Raw genomic sequence first — 15,209 nt, 5'->3', positions numbered from 1 at the left:
AATCGAAGATGCTAATCAGTTAATTCAAGTTATGGAAGAAATTGCCCCTATATCAGAATTTTATACCATTACTTATTTACGTCACCCTGTACTTCTTACTTACGTTGTACAAGTGTCAATCTCCAAAACTCAAGCTATTGTTTTTGCCACTGACAGGAAAACAGCGTATGTTAGAAAAGGGGCTCAAAACCTACCTGTTGATTCTCTTGAAAAAATGCGTAGATTAGAGCTTGACAAAGGAATCACATCGTTTGAAGATGAAATAGTGGCAGAATCTGTTATTGAGGATGCCAGTGAGGCCGAAATATACAAAGTATTTTGTGATTATATTACTCCGCCAACTGATAGGATTACATGGTTAACAAAACAGCGTCTTGCAAAGAATGATAAGTTAACTGTTGCTGGTGAAATGTTATTCTCCGATGAACCTCAAATTTGTCTTCCTAAACGGTCGTCCATTAAAATATTTAGGTATAAAACCAGCGGTGATGCGGACCGCGCCACATTGGACGGACTTCCTCTTACCATTGAAGGCTGTGCCTATAACCAAATTTATAGTGCAGTTACCAAAGTAAAAGAAATTATTGAATCAATCAAAAAACTTGGTAAGCAGTTTGAAAGCATTGAGTATCCAGAGGAAACTTTACATGAAATCATTACTAACGCAGTCCTGCACCGCGACTATAGCCTTGCAACAGATATTCAAATTAGAATTTTTGATAATCGCGTAGAAATTGAAAGTCCTGGGAAATTACCTGGCTACGTTACAACCGAAAATATTTTAGATGCTCAATCAGCAAGAAATCCAAAAATTGTTAGATTGGTCAATAAATTTCCAAATGCTCCCAATAAAGACGTCGGTGAAGGACTTAATACCGCATTTCAAGCAATGTCTCGCTTACGCCTTAAAACACCTCAGATTACCGAAACTCCAAATTCTGTTCTTGTCATTATTCGTCACGAAAAACTGGCATCTCCAGAAGAAATGGTAATGCAGTATATGAAAACACACTCCGAAATAACAAATAGTGTTGGCAGAGAGCTTACGGGCATTACTTCTGAAAACACCATGAAACGAGTTTTCTGGAAGCTTCGTGATAGTGGTCTTTTAGAACGCATTCCCGGTCGCAATGCCGCAGCTTCTGCATGGCGCTTAACAGACAAAGGAATACTAGAAGCGTCCAAGCTTTCTTAATAACCGATGAATGGCCGCTTACCTTAATTTTCTGTCACCGTTTACAATAACGGCGCTGCTACCCCCCAATCACGCACGAAGCCCGGAAAACCTGTCTACATCAGGCTTTCCGGGCTTCGTTTACATTAGCGGCGTTGCGATACATAAGACCGTGAAATCCCGAGCTGTTTGGCGATTTCACGCTGGGGCAGTGGGTCCGGCTGGCCCAGTCCGTAGCGCAGACGAATAACCGCCCGTTCGCGGGGAGAAAGGCAGCCGGCCAGCGCACGGTACATTGCAACATAACGGTCGTGCTCGTCTACGGCTGCAAGCCGCTCGTCCTCGCAGCAGATCACATCCTGTAGCGAAAGCGCGCTGCCGTCGCCGTCCGATTCCAGCTCATCGGACAGCGAAACCTCTCCGGCAGATTTGCGCTTTTGCCGAAAGTGCATCAGCAGCTCGTTTTGGATGCACTTGGAGGCATAAGTGGCCAGCTTGATGTTTTTATCCGGCCGAAAGGTGTTTATCGCTTTGATCAGGCCAATTGTCCCGATGGAGAGCAGGTCATCCTGCTCGGCGCTGGCAGCATAATATTTTTTGATAATGTGCGCGACCAGCCGCAGGTTGTGCTCAATCAGCAGCGCGCGGGCCTGTTCGTCCCCTTGCTGCATGCGGCAGAGCAGCTCGCGCTCCTTTTCCGGCGAAAGAGGCTTGGGAAAGGCCCCGTCCGCCCCCTGTACGCGGAGAACAAAAAAGAAAAACAGACCGCCGAGCGCGGCCAGCGCGTGAAGCAGCATAAGATGCACCCCATTTCGTCAGAATACCGTTACCCTATGCGAAATGGGGGCTGTCCTATGTCTGCGGAGGAGACGGGAGAAATGGCCGGCACAATGGGAAGAATGAAATAGGGGCTTGTAATTTGTATTGGAATCCAGTATAATACTTAGTATTAACGGCAAAATGCACGAGGAGGTGTAAAAAATGCCAAGTGGACAGCAGTATATGCAGGCGATTGCACAGTTTGCCCCGTTGGTCATCCTGATCGTCCTGTTTTATTTCATGCTTATCCGTCCGCAGCGCAAACGCGAAAAAGCCGAACGCGAAATGCGCAATTCCATCGCGGTAGGTGATGAAATTTCGACCATCGGCGGCTTTATCGGCCGTGTTGTCAACATCAAGGACGATGTTCTGATCATCGAATCCTCGAACGATCGCACCAAGCTGAAGATTTACCGTTGGGCAATCCGCGGTAAGGAAGCTGAGCCGGTTGAAGCGGTTGAGGCACCCAAGGAAGCGGAAAAGTAAGCACGCAAAAGGAATAATCAGGGTTCTTGCCGAATAGGATGAATCATCTCTTTTCGGCGGGAGGATGCGCAATGACAAGAAAAAACAACGAAGGGCAATCCCCTATCGGCACTCTGCTTCCGGCAGCGGCAGGCGGACTGCTGATTACATTGCTGCTGATGCTGGCCGGTGCGGTCCTGGTGCGGCAGGGAACACTTGGCGAGGGCGTGATCGCCCCGTGCGCGTTTGTGTTTCTGGGCCTTGGATGCGCGGCGGCAGGCTTTTTTGCCGCAAAGCGGGCGCCTGGCGGAAAATTCGTCTGGGCGGTCGGGGCAGGCACGTTGGTTTTTCTGCTCCTGCTGGCAGCCGGCGCAGCGCTGCTGGACCAGCCGGTACAGATTGTTCGCGCAGCCGTCAGCCTGTTGTGCGCACTGGCGGCTTCGGCGCTCGGCGGTTTTGCCGGCGCCAATATGCGTAAGAAAAAAAGGTATCATCATCTAAAAAAGTAGGAGGGAATTACGATGAAGCACGTTTCTACTCTGACATCTGCAACGCTGAAGCAGACTGCCGCGCACGGCGGCTGCGGCGAGTGCCAGACTTCCTGCCAGTCCGCCTGCAAGACTTCTTGCACCGTGGCGAACCAGAAGTGCGAGCACGCGAAGTAAGACTGCATCTGAACCGGAACGGCGCTTTCGGATGAGAGCTGCCGCAGCCGGAAAAGCGTTTTATACGCGAAATTTAGGAATGGACAAAGGCGCGCGGTTCCGCGCGCCTTTGTTAACGTATTCGGAGGAATCGAAATCAATATGATTCATCGCTATCAAAAAAACGGACTGAATTTTGTGCTGGATGTGAACTCCGGCGCAGTGCATGTACTGGATGATATCAGCTATGCGGTATCCGGTCTGATAGATGAAACCATGGCGGAGGACTGCCCGCAGCCGGTTGTGGATGCGCTGGGGCAGTATGACGCTGCCGAGGTGCGCGAGGCCTACGGCGAATTATATGCGCTGAAAAAATCCGGTCAGCTCTTCGCGGAAGACGATTACATTGATGTAAGCAAGTATATTCCGGTGGGCGCGCCGGTCAAGGCGCTGTGCCTGCATGTGGCGCATGACTGCAACCTGCGCTGCACCTATTGCTTTGCCTCGACCGGCGACTTCGGTCAGGGCCGCAAGATCATGCCGCCTGAAATTGCCAAAAAGGCGATTGACTTTGTGATCGCCCGTTCGGGACAGCGCCATAATATTGAAGTGGACTTTTTCGGCGGCGAGCCGCTGATGGCGTGGGATACGGTTGTGCAGACGGTTGATTACGCGCGCAGCCTGGAGAAAAAGCACAACAAAAAGTTCCGCTTTACCATTACCACCAACGGCCTGCTGCTCGATGAGGACAAGCGGGCGTATATCAATGAAAATATGGATAATGTTGTGCTGTCGCTGGACGGCCGTCCGGACGTTAACGACGAGTTCCGTAAAACCGTGTCGGGCGCGGGCAGCTACGATGTGATCGTGCCCAAGTTCAAGGCGCTGGTCGATGCGCGCGACCCGCAGAAGGATTATTATGCACGCGGCACCTTTACCTCGCGCAATCTGGACTTTGCGGAGGATGTGGTGCACATTGCGGACGCAGGCTTCGACAGCCTTTCGGTCGAGCCGGTGACCGCGGACCCGGGCTGCGGCTATGATCTGACCGAGGCCGATCTGCCGAAGATCGAGGCGGAGTACGACCGCCTGGCGGAGATCATGCTTGCGCGCAAAAAGCAGGGCAAGCCGTTCACCTTCTTCCACTTTATGGTCGATCTGGATCAGGGACCGTGCGTGGTCAAGCGCCTGCGCGGCTGCGGCGCGGGCTATGAGTATGTGGCCGTCACGCCGGACGGCGATATCTATCCCTGCCACCAGTTTGTCGGCAAGGAAGAATTCAAGCAGGGCAGCGTGCTCGATCAGTCGTTCGATATGGAGATTGCAACGAAGTTCGCGGGCATGAATATTTATACCCGCCCCAAATGCCAGAAGTGCTGGGCGAAGTTCTACTGCTCGGGCGGCTGCTCGGCAGCGAATTACAACATGAACCACGATATGAACGACTCTTACGATCTGGGCTGCGAGATGGAGCGCAAGCGCCTTGAGTGCGCAATCTATCTGAAAGCGATGGAAAAGATGAGCGCACAGCAGGAATAATAAAAAATTGTCCATATTCGCAAAAAAAGATTGCCAAGGGAAGGTTTTGTAACTATAATAAGAGAACGGCTCAAACATTCGTCTGATTTAAAGGAGTTGACAGTATTATGCCGCATAACATTCATGTAGCCGCAATTGGCGGAGGCGAATATCTGCCGCGCCTGATTCGTGCGATTCTGGGTCAGCAGATTATCCCTGCGGGCAATTTAATGCTATCTATGAACAGCGGAGAAGCATGCGCGGCAGCCGAAGGCAGCGGCGCGGTGCTTTGTGAGGACAACGCCGCTGCTGTTGTAAAAAGCGAAGTGGTTCTGCTGTGTGCTGACCGCCGCGCGCTGGCGACGGTGCTGGCGCCTATTTCGCAATGCACAGGCGGCCGCACGCTGGTTGTTGTATGCGCCGGAGGCGTTGATGTGGCGTACATCAAAGAACGTGTTGTAGCAGGAACGGAAATCATTGCTGCCACGCTGCACCAGGGAGAAGACGGCCGGCTGTCTGCTTCGTATGAGATTGACAGAGGGGTACGCCTGTTTCTGCATCAGCCGTGCAGAGACATGGTGGACGCCATGTGCGATTAAAACGGGGTTCTAAAACAGGGAAACCGGGAATATGCTGTAACATGACTTTCCGTAAGGGGGAGAGACATGAGAAAACAGCATGTTCTCGGTTTTTTTGATGCATTGGTGCGCACGCCGGCGTTTCTGTTTTTAAGCGCCATGTTTTTGTGCGGTGCAGTGGCGGGCGGACTGACCGGTCTGCGCGCAGGCGAGGGGGACGGCGCGGTTCTGCTTGCTGCGGCGCTGCGCGCTTTGCCCGGACAGGCTGTGAAAAGTGTGCTGTGCGCCGTGCTGTGGATTGTACTGCCGCTGCTTTGCGCGCTGCTGCGGCCGACGGGGCTGCTGCTGTCTGCGGTGGCGGCGGCGCGCGGGTTTGTGCTGGCGCTGATTATAGCGGTGGGTATGAGCGGAGAGGGCAGCCTGCTGCTCTCCTTCGGCACGGTGGGCCTGCCTGCGGTTCTGAGCGTGCCGGCGCTTCTTGCGGCCTGCGCGATGGCGTGGCAGAGCGGCGAAACATCTGGCCGGTATTCGCTGCGCGCCTGCCGCGCGCCGTATTTGGCCTGTGTGGCGCTGGCGGCGGCCAGCGCAGTGCTGCGCACACTGTTTGCAGCCCTGTGGAAGATGTAAAAAAAGAACGGGGCGTCCGTACGGCCCCCCCGTTCTGTGCCGGTTTTCTGTGCTGCGAACGGAAAGACAGTATCAGCACTGGCCGTTTTCAGAGCAAAACTCCACTTTTTTGCCGTCAAGAATCATGTTGGTGGTGCGAACGGCGCACATTTTGCCGCACATAGAGCATTGATGGCGCTCCGACGGGGGCACCTGATTGAAGAAGCGCTCCGCCTTTTCAGGGTCAAGCGCCAGTTTGAACTGCGCGTCCCAGTCGAGCTTGTGGCGGGCGTCGGCCATCGCGTTGTCACGGTCGCGCGCGCCCGGCAGGCCAAGCGCAATATCGGCTGCATGCGCGGCGATTTTGGACGCCACGATGCCTTCGCGCACGTCGCTTTCATCGGGCAGGCGCAGGTGTTCGGCAGGGGTGACATAGCACAGGAAGTTGGCGCCTGCCTGTGCGGCGATTGCCCCGCCGATGGCGGAAGTGATGTGATCGTAGCCGGGGGCAATGTCCGTCACCAGCGGCCCGAGGACATAGAACGGCGCGCCGTGGCACAGGCGCTTTTCCATCTGCATGTTGGCGGCGATTTCATTCATCGCCATGTGGCCGGGGCCTTCGATCATGACCTGTACGTCCTTATCCCATGCGCGCTGGGCAAGGTTGCCAAGCTCGATCAGCTCGCTGATCTGGCCGGCATCGGAGGCGTCATCGATACAGCCCGGCCGCAATGCGTCGCCGAGCGAGATGGTGACGTCGTACTTGCGGAGAATCTCCAGCACGTCGTCATAATACTCGAAGAACGGGTTTTCATTGCCCGTCATCTGCATCCATGCGAAAAGCAGCGATCCGCCGCGGGAGACGATGTTCATGCGGCGGCCTTCGCGCATGAAAGCCTCGACGGCGCGGCGGTTGATGCCGGCGTGGATGGTCATAAAGTCAACGCCTTCCTGCGCATGCGCTTCCACAACGCGCAGAAAATCCCTGGCGGTAATCTGCATCAGATCTTTCTCCAGGTAGCCGATGGCGTCATACATCGGTACCGTTCCGATCATCGCGGGAGAGACTTCGATCAGCTGCTGACGGAATGTGTTGGTTTTGCCATAGTTGGACAGGTCCATAATCGCTTCCGCGCCCATGTCAATCGCCATTTTGACCTTGCGCATTTCCATCTCGTAATCCTTGCAGTCACCGGAGATGCCAAGGTTTACGTTGATTTTCACGCGCGTACCGTCGCCCACTGCTTCTGCGGACAGGCTCTTGTGATTGATGTTGGCCGGAATCGCGATCGTACCCTTCGCGACGCGCTCCATGATGTACTCGACCGGACGGTTTTCCTTTTTGGCAACCGTCTCCATTTCGGGCGTGACGATGCCGCGCTTGGCAGCGTCCATCTGGGTAGCATAATTTCTCATTGCTTTTTACTCCTTTATTTGATATTTATGCTCTGCGCGGCGGCTATTGCTGCGGCATGCGGTGCGCTCTGTCCGCGGCCGGCCGCGCAGCGCTGTTTAAACGTATAAGTAATCCGCCATGACGGGCTGCAGGCCGTGCGCCTGAATGGCCTTGTATACCTCGTCGACAGAACGGCCGTCCGAGATCTCAAACTGAGCGTCGCCCTTGCTTTCCTCCGCGTCAGCGTGTTCGCCTATGCCGGTGGAGACGCCGGCCGATATTTTGGTGGCGGCGATGCCGATGATATTGTCGCGGAAACCGGCGCGTTCGCGCGTGGAAATGGTGATGGATGCAAACGGCATGAAAATGCGGTATGCGCACACAACCTGCAGAAGCTGCGGCTCATGAACGTCCCGCGGGTTGATTTTATCGTTGTTGATGATCGGGCGCAGGCGCGGGCAGGAAAAAGCGATCTCCGCATGCGGATATTTGCGCTGCAGGAGGTAGGCGTGCAGGCCGGTGGCAAAGGCGTCCTTCCGGAAATCGGACAGGCCGAGCAGCGCCGCGAACCCCACGCCGCGCATGCCGCCCTTGAGGGCGCGCTCCTGCGCGTTTAACCGATAGGGGAAAATACGTTTATGTCCGCCAAGGTGCAGCGTTTTGTATTTATCCGCGTTGTAGGTTTCCTGGAATACGGTAACATAGTCCACGCCGCATGCATGCAGATAAGCGTACTCATCCACGTTGAGCGGATAAATTTCAATGCCGATCACGCGGAAATATTTGCGGGCCAGCTTGCATGCCTCGCCGATATATTCGACGGGCGACATAGACCGGCTTTCACCGGTCAGCAGCAGGATTTCCTGCAAACCGGAGGCGGCAATGGCCTGGAGTTCCCGCTCAATCTCGGCCATATCCAGCTTGGCGCGGCGAATTTTGTTGTGGCAGTTGAACCCGCAGTAGATGCAGTAATTTTCACAGTAGTTGGCGATATACAGCGGTGTGAACATCTGCACCGAGTTGCCGAAATGCTTGCGGGTCTCTGCCTGTGCGCGCTGCGCCATCTGTTCCAGAAACGGTGCGGCGGCAGGGGAGAGAAGCGCGCCGAAATCCTCAGGGCTGAGCACATCTTTGGACAGCGCGCGGCGCACGTCGGCGGCGGTATAGGCGTCCGCGTCATAAGCGTTCATCCGCGCGATGACGGCGTCCTGCACTTCAGAGCCGATGTTGTCCATACCGGGCTGGTACTGCATGTGGTCGGTTTCTTCGGTGATGTATTTGGCGCTGATAATCTTTTGTGTGGTTTCGTTCATAAGTAAAAGACCTTCTTTATTCCGTAAGATTGCATGCTCAGTCGCGCAGGAAATTCGTCAGCGGCGAAGAAGCGGAAGCGGTTTCCCGCACACGGCCCAGGCCGGACAGATAGGCCGTGCGGCCGGCTTCAATGGCCTTCTTAAACGCTTCGGCCATGGCGGGAATATCGCCTGCGGTGGCAATGGCCGTGTTGGCCATAACGGCGGCGGCGCCCAGCTCCATCGCCTCGCACGCCTGCGAGGGGCGGCCGATACCGGCGTCCACAATGATGGGCAGGTCGATTTCGTCAATCAGGATTTTGATGAATTCGCGCGTCGCCAGCCCCTTGTTGGTGCCGATCGGCGCGGCAAGCGGCATGACCGAGGCGGCGCCCGCATTCACCAGATCACGGGCGACGTTCAAATCAGGATACATATAGGGCATTACGATAAAGCCCTCATTGGCGAGAATATCGGTCGCGCGGATGGTTTCCTGGTTGTCAGGCAGCAGGTATTTGCTGTCCCGCATGATTTCAATTTTGACAAAATCGCCGCAGCCGCATTCGCGCGACAGGCGCGCGATACGCACCGCCTCTTCCGCAGTGCGCGCGCCCGAAGTGTTGGGCAGCAGCGTTACGCCTTCGGGAATGTAATCAAGAATGTTGGCTGCACCGCCCTCGTTTGCGCGGCGCAGCGCCAGCGTGATGATCTGTGCGCCCGCGTTGTGTACGGCGGCCTGGATAAGGTCGAGAGAATACTTGCCGGAACCGAGGATGAAACGGGAATCAAACTCGTGGCCGCCTAAAATCAGTTTGTCGTTCATGTTTTGCGCTCCTTTTTTGTATAAACTGTCTTGACCGCGGTGCGGTCGGCGTGTAAACTGAAATTAAAGAAACAGAATGGGGTGTTTGCATTGAAGAAATTTATCGAGGAATTTAAAGCTTTTGCGCTGCGCGGCAACGTGATGGATATGGCCATCGGCGTCATCATCGGCGGCGCGTTTTCCGGCATCGTCGGCTCGCTGACGGAAAATCTGATCAATCCGATTCTGGGCGCTGCCGGACAGACCGATTTGAGTGCGTTTACGCTAAATATCGGCAACATCGAACTGCGGTACGGCGCGTTTCTGACATCGGTTATCAATTTCATCATTTTGGCGCTTATTTTGTTCTGCATGGTCAAGGCGGTGAACAAACTGGCAAGCCGCGGCAAAAAAGCGGAGGCGCCTGCCGCGCCGACGACCAAAAAGTGCCCGTACTGCCTGAGCGAAATTCCGCTCGGCGCAACCAAGTGCGCGCACTGCGCGTCCGAGCTGCCGGAGGAATAAGACGGAATACGAAGAGGAAAAGGCCGGAAGGCCTTTTCTTTTTGGACTCAGGGCTCGCGTTCGCCCAGAAGAAGGCGCAGCGCCATGGTCGCCTGATGCGCGGCACAAACGGCAACGCGCGGCGCCATCAGGCCGAGTCCGTCGCTTATGTCGCTTACGCCGTCGCCGCAGAGATACAGCCGGCTAAAGCGCTTTTCCGTCCGGATGGCGTTGGCTGAGCCGTATCCTGCCATGCCGCTGCCGGAGATAATGGGTGCGTCCGGCAGCGCATCGAGCAGGGTTTCAATCAGCATCGCCTTTTGATCGGCGCGGTCAAAGGCTTCACAGACAATATCGCAGCCGGCAAAAAGCCGTGCGGCGTTTTCCGGCAGTACTTTTTCGATATACGTTTCGTAATTTAAATATGGATTGATTGCAATTAGTTGTTTTTTCAGTGCCTGCGCTTTGGGAACGCCGAGATCGTCCATCGTGTAATGCTGGCGGTGGAGGTTGGTGATATCCACCTTGTCAAAGTCCACCAGTACCAGATGTCCAACGCCCAGCCGCGCCAGCAGCACCGCGATGTTGGAGCCCAGGCCGCCAAGCCCTGCAATGCCGATGGTGGCGCGGTCGATTTTGCTCTGTATTGCCGCGCCGTGCCGGCAGACCAGCGCGGCGTGCAGCTCCTGCTGCGTCAGCATGTATCCGCCCTCCTGTCAGCCGCCGCCCACAAAGCAGACGATCTCAATGGCGTCGCTTTCGTCAAGCAGCTCTTCTGCAAATCGGGCGCGCGGTATGATCTGGCCGTTGCGCTCCACAGCAACGCGCTGCCGGTCGTGTCCCAGTGTGTCAAGCAGCGTCTGTACGGTCATGCCTGCGGCACAGGGGATCGGCTTGCCGTTTACGTTCATTGCGTATAACCTCGCTTTTCAAACAAAAATGCTCCGGTCTCACCATGCGGTGAAACCGGAGCATTGATTTGCTTTTTTTCGATGCGACAGCTTCCCTACGATGGTGCTAACCAACAGGTTCAAAGGGTTAGGCTCTCGCCCTCTCAGCTGCTCATCACAGCACCCCTGCTTGCAGATTCAGTATAGGACATGAGACAGCGCTTGTCAAGACAGAAATTTTGTGTTATCATAAAAGAAACAAATGTTCGATTTTTGGAGGCGCGTATGGACCGAATCATTTTGCACTGCGACTGTAATTCGTTTTATGCTTCGGTAGAAACGCTGCTTGACCCTACGCTGGCGGACGGTCCGTCCGCAGTCTGCGGTGATCCGGACAGCCGACACGGCATTATTCTGGCAAAAAATGAAAAAGCCAAAGCCTTTGGTGTGCAAACGGCAGAGACCATCTGGCAGGCCAGAAGAAAATGTCCGGAATTGCGGCTGGTTGCGCCGCACCGGTCGGAATATGTGAAGTATTCGCGGCGCTGCAACGAATTGTATCTGAAATATACGGATTTGGTAGACCCGTTTGGTATTGACGAATCCTTTTTGGATGTGACCGGCACGGCGCATCTGTTCGGCACAGGCGAGCAGATTGCAGACGAGCTGCGCCGCCGCATGCGGGACGAAGTTGGGCTGACGATATCGGTCGGCGTATCGTTCAATCGCGCGTTTGCCAAGCTGGGCAGCGATTATAAAAAGCCGGATGCGACAACGGTGTTTTCCCGCGCAAACTATCGGGAGCGCGTGTGGCCTCTTCCAGTGAGCGCGCTGCTGTATGCCGGCCGGCATGCAACGGATAAGCTTGCGCGGCGCGGCGTACACACAATTGGCGATTTGGCGGCATGTGATCCTGGGTTTATACACAACCTGCTGGGCAAGGCGGGCGATCAGCTGCTGCGCTACAGCCGCGGTGAGGATGATGAGCCGGTGCGCTCTTTCTATGCGGTGCGGGAAGTCAAGTCCGTTGGCAACAGCATGACGTTTGCGCACGACCTGCGGGGCGAGCAAGAGTACCGCATGGGCATTACAGCGCTGTGCGATAACATTGGCCGCCGTCTGCGGGCCAGGGGACTGGTCTGCCAGACTGTGCAGCTTACGGTCCGCGATCCGGAATTTCGCAATCACTCCCGCCAGATCACACTGAAAAACCCGACGAATGCAACGCGCACCCTGATTGAAACCGCCATGCTTCTGCTGCGCGCGGTGTGGCCGGAGGATAAGCCTGTGCGGCTGCTGTCGGTCACGGCGGCCAGCCTGCTGCCCGAGGAACAGGCCTGTGAGCAACTGTCCCTGTTTGAGGCGCCTGACGTGTCATCGCGCCGGAAAAAATTGGACAGAACGGTTGACACATTGCGGCAGCGGTTTGGAGAACAGTCGGTCGTTTTTGGACATTCGGTTCAAAAAATAGAGGAAAAAACTGAAAAAGCTGAAAATAATTCGATGAAAAATGAAAATTGAGAATGGGAAAATATACAGGCAAACAAACAGAAAATGGGGAGCGATACTGTGAAATGCTTGTCATGATTTGTGCCAATAGATGTCAGTGACAAAGCGGGGGTTCCTATTTTTTTTGCAGACAGGACGTGTTACACTGAGCCTGACAAAAGGAAACTGTGCCCTTGGTCCAGGGGATTCGGTAAAAGCGGGACCGGAGAAAGGGACGGCGGGCAGGGGGTTCCTGATGCAAAGAGAATATGAAAGTGAGGATTCACAAAAATGATTGGTGTAATCGGTTTGTTGCTGGCAATCGCCTGCCTGATTGTGCTGAGCTATAAGGGTGTCAACGCCTTTATCGCGTCGCTCATTTCCGCGTTGGTGGTTATCGTCACAAATGCGCTGCCTTTCTGGGAAACCTGGAGCGGTGCATATGCCACAGGTTTTAAAAACTTCGCAGGCAGCTATTTCCTGCTGTTCGGCCTGGCCGCTGCGTACGGTGAGTTTATGAAGATCACCGGCTCGGCGGAAAGCGTAGCCAGAGTGCTGTTTAAAATCTTTGGTGCAAAGTGGGCGCCGCTGGCGGCGCTGCTGGTCACGCTGCTGATGGCGATGGGCGGTATTTCGGCTTTCGTCATTGTGTTTGCGGTATATCCGGTTGCGGCTCCGCTGTTCCGCAAGGCCAACATTACAAAGAACCTGCTGCCCGGTATCGTGCTGTGCGCATCGGTAACGCTGTGCCTCTGCCTGCCCGGCAACCCCACTTCGACCAACGCGCTGCTGACCCGTGAAGAATACGGTCTGGGCGTGAATGCGTTCTCCGCTCCGGTGATGGGCGTTATCGCCTGCATCGTCGGCACCGTGATTGCCGGTGTTTACGTCACCTGGCAGGCCAGACGTCAGACCGCTAAGGGCGTCGGCTATGTGGTTTCCGGTACGGACGCGCTGACCGAAGAGGATGAAAAGGATCTGCCGCCTTTCTGGTCCTCCATTCTCCCGCTGATTATCGTTGTTGCCATGATGGTATTCCTGAAGGATATCATGGGTGCTACCGACTGTATCCTGACTGCGCTGTGCATCGCCATGATTGCAAGCGTCATTCTCAACCCCAAAGTTTTCTTCGGTGCAGCCAAGAAGCAGGGCGTGCTGAAGACTTTTACCAACGGAATGTGGTCTTCCTGCACTTCTGCGCTGCTGCTGACCGGCGGCGTGATGGGCTTTGCCGGCGTTGTGCAGGCGGCGCCCGGTTTCCAGTACTTCCTGGATTTTGCCATGAGCCTGTCCAACACCTTTAACCCCTATGTTTCCGCCTCTGTTGCCGTTAACGTTGTTGCCGGCATTACGGGCACCGCGCTTGGCGGCCTGCAGATTTTTGCAGACTCCATGCTTCCCGCTTACCTTGCGCAGGGCATCAACCCGGAAGCCTTCCACCGTCTGATGACCATTGCCTGCTGCGGTCTGGATACCCTGCCGCACTGCTCCACCTTCATTCTGATGTGCTCGGTTTGTGGCGTTACCGCAAAGGATTCCTACAAGCATGTATTCCCGCTGACCGTTATAATGCCGCTGTTCCTGACCGCGCTGTGCATTATTATGACCATGGTTGGTATTATCTGACGAGCAAAGGAGCCTGAGCATTATGTCTTTACTGTCAAAGAAGCAATCTTTTCAGATTCCGTCTTTCACCTTTCAGTGCGGCCGCACAATTCCGGTGCAGATGGGCTATGAAACGTTCGGTACGCTGAACGAGGCCAAGGATAACGTCATTCTGGTTGTGCATTATTTTTCCGCTTCCAGCCATTGCGCCGGCAAGTACAGTGAGGATGACGCGCTGCCCGGTTTCTGGGACGGTCTGATCGGTCCCGGCAAGGCGGTGGATACGGAAAAGTATTTCGTCGTCTGCACCGATAACCTGTGCAACGTGGGCGCAAACAATCCGATGGTGATTACCAGCGGTCCGAAAAGCATCAATCCGGAAACCGGAAAGCACTATGGTCTGGATTTCCCCGTGCCCGAGGTGCTTGACGTGGTCAACACCCAGAAGGCGCTGCTGGAATCCATGGGCATCACCCATCTGAAAGCCATTATGGGGCCGTCTTTCGGCGGTATGACCTCCTGGCAGTGGGCGGTTGCCTATCCGGACTGGATGGATAAAATCATTCCGGTAATTGCAACGCCCAAGCTGCCGGTCTGGGGCGGTTTCAACCCGCTGCAATACGGTATCCGCGTTGCAAAGCTCGACCCCAAGTGGAATGGCGGCGATTATTATGACAAGCCCGAACAGCCCACGGAATCTCTCCACCTTGCGCTGGAGATGATGAATGTAGCGGCGTTCCAGGCTGGTTATTATGAGCGCACTTACCGCCGCGAGGTGGAAAAGGACGTTGCGTGCTACGAAAGTGTACTGGGCGAAGCAACCTATGAGAAAAAACTGGATTCGGTCGTTTCGCTGACCGAGCATCTGGTTGACCTTAACCACTGGATGTATACCTGCCGCATGTGCCTGAATTTTGATGTATCCCGCCCGTACGGCGGCGATCTTGACAAGGCGCTCAGCCGCATCAAGGCCAAGGTGCTGGCCGTTCCGTCGGTTTGGGACGCGCTGCATCCGGCGTCCTTTGTGCAGTGGGTGGTCGATCGCATCATCTGGCTGGGCGGTCAGGCAGAGTGCTATGCGCTGGATTCTGACTATGGTCATATGGCCGGCATTTTGCAGACCCATCTGTTTGCCGATAAGGTAAAGCGGTTCCTGCAGGATTGACAGATACTGCATTTTTAACGTCTCTGTAGTCCCCCCTATTTTCCCTTCCAGGCCGCGGGAGGCAGCGGAAGCGCTGCCTCCGGCATGGCCGAACAACAGGAAAAGCGCCGCGCCCGTTTGAAAGGGGCGCGGCGCCGGTTTCTTTATTCGGTTTTTTTCGTTTTGCGCAGAGCACGGACTTTTTTGATGCAGTCCGCAATATGGTCTTTGACTTTGCCGGGGTCGCATATGAGTCCATCCAGCATGCGCTGCAGATAATCGCC

At 55.0% G+C, this 15,209-nt stretch carries 17 protein-coding genes and 1 riboswitch; of the genes, 11 read left to right on the top strand and 6 right to left on the bottom strand.

Translation table 11 applies throughout. The features are described 5' to 3' along the window. The coding region (locus tag ACOYIE_RS04265; RefSeq protein WP_433410922.1) for an ATP-binding protein at positions 1-1,195 on the top strand (1,195 nt) is incomplete at its 5' end. Between the two features lie 125 nt (positions 1,196-1,320). On the opposite strand, the gene ACOYIE_RS04260 is transcribed toward ACOYIE_RS04265, so the two are convergent. Beyond that, positions 1,321-1,971 carry a sigma-70 family RNA polymerase sigma factor gene (locus ACOYIE_RS04260; protein ID WP_433410921.1) on the bottom strand — a complete coding sequence of 217 codons (651 nt, stop codon included), beginning with the start codon at positions 1,969-1,971 and terminating at the stop codon, positions 1,321-1,323. 184 nt (positions 1,972-2,155) lie between these two features. Between ACOYIE_RS04260 and yajC the strand changes: the two genes are divergently transcribed. The 6 genes from yajC to ACOYIE_RS04230 all read left to right on the top strand — a co-directional run bounded on the left by yajC (position 2,156) and on the right by ACOYIE_RS04230 (position 5,825). Further along, complete coding sequence (gene yajC / locus ACOYIE_RS04255) at positions 2,156-2,479, top strand: preprotein translocase subunit YajC (protein ID WP_433410920.1); 324 nt, start codon at positions 2,156-2,158, stop codon at positions 2,477-2,479. A 71-nt stretch (positions 2,480-2,550) separates the two neighbouring features. Then, positions 2,551-2,967: a TIGR04086 family membrane protein gene (locus ACOYIE_RS04250; protein ID WP_433410919.1), complete on the top strand. Its 417-nt coding sequence runs from the start codon at positions 2,551-2,553 to the stop codon at positions 2,965-2,967. Positions 2,968-2,979: 12 nt separating this feature from the next. Further along, positions 2,980-3,123, top strand: coding sequence for a six-cysteine ranthipeptide SCIFF (scfA, locus tag ACOYIE_RS04245; protein WP_078096990.1), 144 nt, complete (start codon positions 2,980-2,982; stop codon positions 3,121-3,123). 141 nt (positions 3,124-3,264) lie between these two features. Continuing rightward, positions 3,265-4,641: a thioether cross-link-forming SCIFF peptide maturase gene (scfB, locus tag ACOYIE_RS04240; protein ID WP_433410918.1), complete on the top strand. Its 1,377-nt coding sequence runs from the start codon at positions 3,265-3,267 to the stop codon at positions 4,639-4,641. Between the two features lie 107 nt (positions 4,642-4,748). Then, the gene (locus tag ACOYIE_RS04235) at positions 4,749-5,219 is read left to right on the top strand and encodes a hypothetical protein (protein ID WP_433410917.1); all 471 of its coding nucleotides are present in this window, start codon (positions 4,749-4,751) and stop codon (positions 5,217-5,219) included. A gap of 66 nt (positions 5,220-5,285) precedes the next feature. After that, entirely contained in the window at positions 5,286-5,825 is a 540-nt protein-coding gene (locus ACOYIE_RS04230) for a hypothetical protein (RefSeq protein ID WP_433410916.1), read from the top strand. Between the two features lie 72 nt (positions 5,826-5,897). Here ACOYIE_RS04230 and thiC read toward each other — a convergent pair whose 3' ends face one another. The 3 genes from thiC to ACOYIE_RS04215 all read right to left on the bottom strand — a co-directional run bounded on the left by thiC (position 5,898) and on the right by ACOYIE_RS04215 (position 9,315). Beyond that, entirely contained in the window at positions 5,898-7,220 is a 1,323-nt protein-coding gene (gene thiC / locus ACOYIE_RS04225) for a phosphomethylpyrimidine synthase ThiC (protein WP_433410915.1), read from the bottom strand. A gap of 96 nt (positions 7,221-7,316) precedes the next feature. After that, complete coding sequence (thiH, locus tag ACOYIE_RS04220; protein ID WP_433410914.1) at positions 7,317-8,513, bottom strand: 2-iminoacetate synthase ThiH; 1,197 nt, start codon at positions 8,511-8,513, stop codon at positions 7,317-7,319. A gap of 37 nt (positions 8,514-8,550) precedes the next feature. Further along, complete coding sequence (locus ACOYIE_RS04215; protein ID WP_433410913.1) at positions 8,551-9,315, bottom strand: thiazole synthase; 765 nt, start codon at positions 9,313-9,315, stop codon at positions 8,551-8,553. 81 nt (positions 9,316-9,396) lie between these two features. On the opposite strand from ACOYIE_RS04215, the gene mscL reads away from it, so the two are divergent. Next, a complete protein-coding gene (gene mscL, locus ACOYIE_RS04210; protein WP_433410912.1) occupies positions 9,397-9,819 on the top strand; it encodes a large conductance mechanosensitive channel protein MscL in 423 nt (140 codons plus the stop codon). A gap of 47 nt (positions 9,820-9,866) precedes the next feature. On the opposite strand, the gene thiF is transcribed toward mscL, so the two are convergent. Next, a complete protein-coding gene (thiF, locus tag ACOYIE_RS04205) occupies positions 9,867-10,499 on the bottom strand; it encodes a sulfur carrier protein ThiS adenylyltransferase ThiF (RefSeq protein ID WP_433410911.1) in 633 nt (210 codons plus the stop codon). A gap of 15 nt (positions 10,500-10,514) precedes the next feature. Further along, positions 10,515-10,709: a sulfur carrier protein ThiS gene (thiS, locus tag ACOYIE_RS04200; RefSeq protein WP_433410910.1), complete on the bottom strand. Its 195-nt coding sequence runs from the start codon at positions 10,707-10,709 to the stop codon at positions 10,515-10,517. A gap of 74 nt (positions 10,710-10,783) precedes the next feature. Next, positions 10,784-10,886: riboswitch (TPP riboswitch) on the bottom strand. Between the two features lie 87 nt (positions 10,887-10,973). Here thiS and ACOYIE_RS04195 point away from each other — a divergent pair. From ACOYIE_RS04195 to ACOYIE_RS04185, 3 genes are all read left to right on the top strand, one after another. Continuing rightward, on the top strand, positions 10,974-12,209 hold the full coding sequence (locus ACOYIE_RS04195; protein ID WP_433410909.1) for a DNA polymerase Y family protein: 1,236 nt from the start codon (positions 10,974-10,976) through the stop codon (positions 12,207-12,209). A gap of 258 nt (positions 12,210-12,467) precedes the next feature. Beyond that, a complete protein-coding gene (locus ACOYIE_RS04190; protein WP_433410908.1) occupies positions 12,468-13,802 on the top strand; it encodes a GntP family permease in 1,335 nt (444 codons plus the stop codon). Positions 13,803-13,824: 22 nt separating this feature from the next. Continuing rightward, a complete protein-coding gene (locus ACOYIE_RS04185; protein WP_433410907.1) occupies positions 13,825-14,946 on the top strand; it encodes a hypothetical protein in 1,122 nt (373 codons plus the stop codon). Positions 14,947-15,209: the final 263 nt, after the last annotated feature.

Origin of the sequence: Agathobaculum sp., from assembly GCF_050946325.1 — a bacterium.
Classification (GTDB): Bacteria; Bacillota; Clostridia; order Oscillospirales; family Butyricicoccaceae; genus Agathobaculum.
This window is presented reverse-complemented; position numbering and strand designations above follow the sequence as displayed.

Coding starts and splice junctions, on each gene's coding strand:
- ACOYIE_RS04260 (WP_433410921.1), bottom strand. CDS start 1,971: ATGCTGCTTCACGCGCTGGCCGCGCTCGGCGGTCTGTTTTTCTTTTTT.
- yajC (WP_433410920.1), top strand. CDS start 2,156: ATGCCAAGTGGACAGCAGTATATGCAGGCGATTGCACAGTTTGCCCCG.
- ACOYIE_RS04250 (WP_433410919.1), top strand. CDS start 2,551: ATGACAAGAAAAAACAACGAAGGGCAATCCCCTATCGGCACTCTGCTT.
- scfA (WP_078096990.1), top strand. CDS start 2,980: ATGAAGCACGTTTCTACTCTGACATCTGCAACGCTGAAGCAGACTGCC.
- scfB (WP_433410918.1), top strand. CDS start 3,265: ATGATTCATCGCTATCAAAAAAACGGACTGAATTTTGTGCTGGATGTG.
- ACOYIE_RS04235 (WP_433410917.1), top strand. CDS start 4,749: ATGCCGCATAACATTCATGTAGCCGCAATTGGCGGAGGCGAATATCTG.
- ACOYIE_RS04230 (WP_433410916.1), top strand. CDS start 5,286: ATGAGAAAACAGCATGTTCTCGGTTTTTTTGATGCATTGGTGCGCACG.
- thiC (WP_433410915.1), bottom strand. CDS start 7,220: ATGAGAAATTATGCTACCCAGATGGACGCTGCCAAGCGCGGCATCGTC.
- thiH (WP_433410914.1), bottom strand. CDS start 8,513: ATGAACGAAACCACACAAAAGATTATCAGCGCCAAATACATCACCGAA.
- ACOYIE_RS04215 (WP_433410913.1), bottom strand. CDS start 9,315: ATGAACGACAAACTGATTTTAGGCGGCCACGAGTTTGATTCCCGTTTC.
- thiF (WP_433410911.1), bottom strand. CDS start 10,499: ATGCTGACGCAGCAGGAGCTGCACGCCGCGCTGGTCTGCCGGCACGGC.
- thiS (WP_433410910.1), bottom strand. CDS start 10,709: ATGAACGTAAACGGCAAGCCGATCCCCTGTGCCGCAGGCATGACCGTA.
- ACOYIE_RS04195 (WP_433410909.1), top strand. CDS start 10,974: ATGGACCGAATCATTTTGCACTGCGACTGTAATTCGTTTTATGCTTCG.
- ACOYIE_RS04190 (WP_433410908.1), top strand. CDS start 12,468: ATGATTGGTGTAATCGGTTTGTTGCTGGCAATCGCCTGCCTGATTGTG.
- ACOYIE_RS04185 (WP_433410907.1), top strand. CDS start 13,825: ATGTCTTTACTGTCAAAGAAGCAATCTTTTCAGATTCCGTCTTTCACC.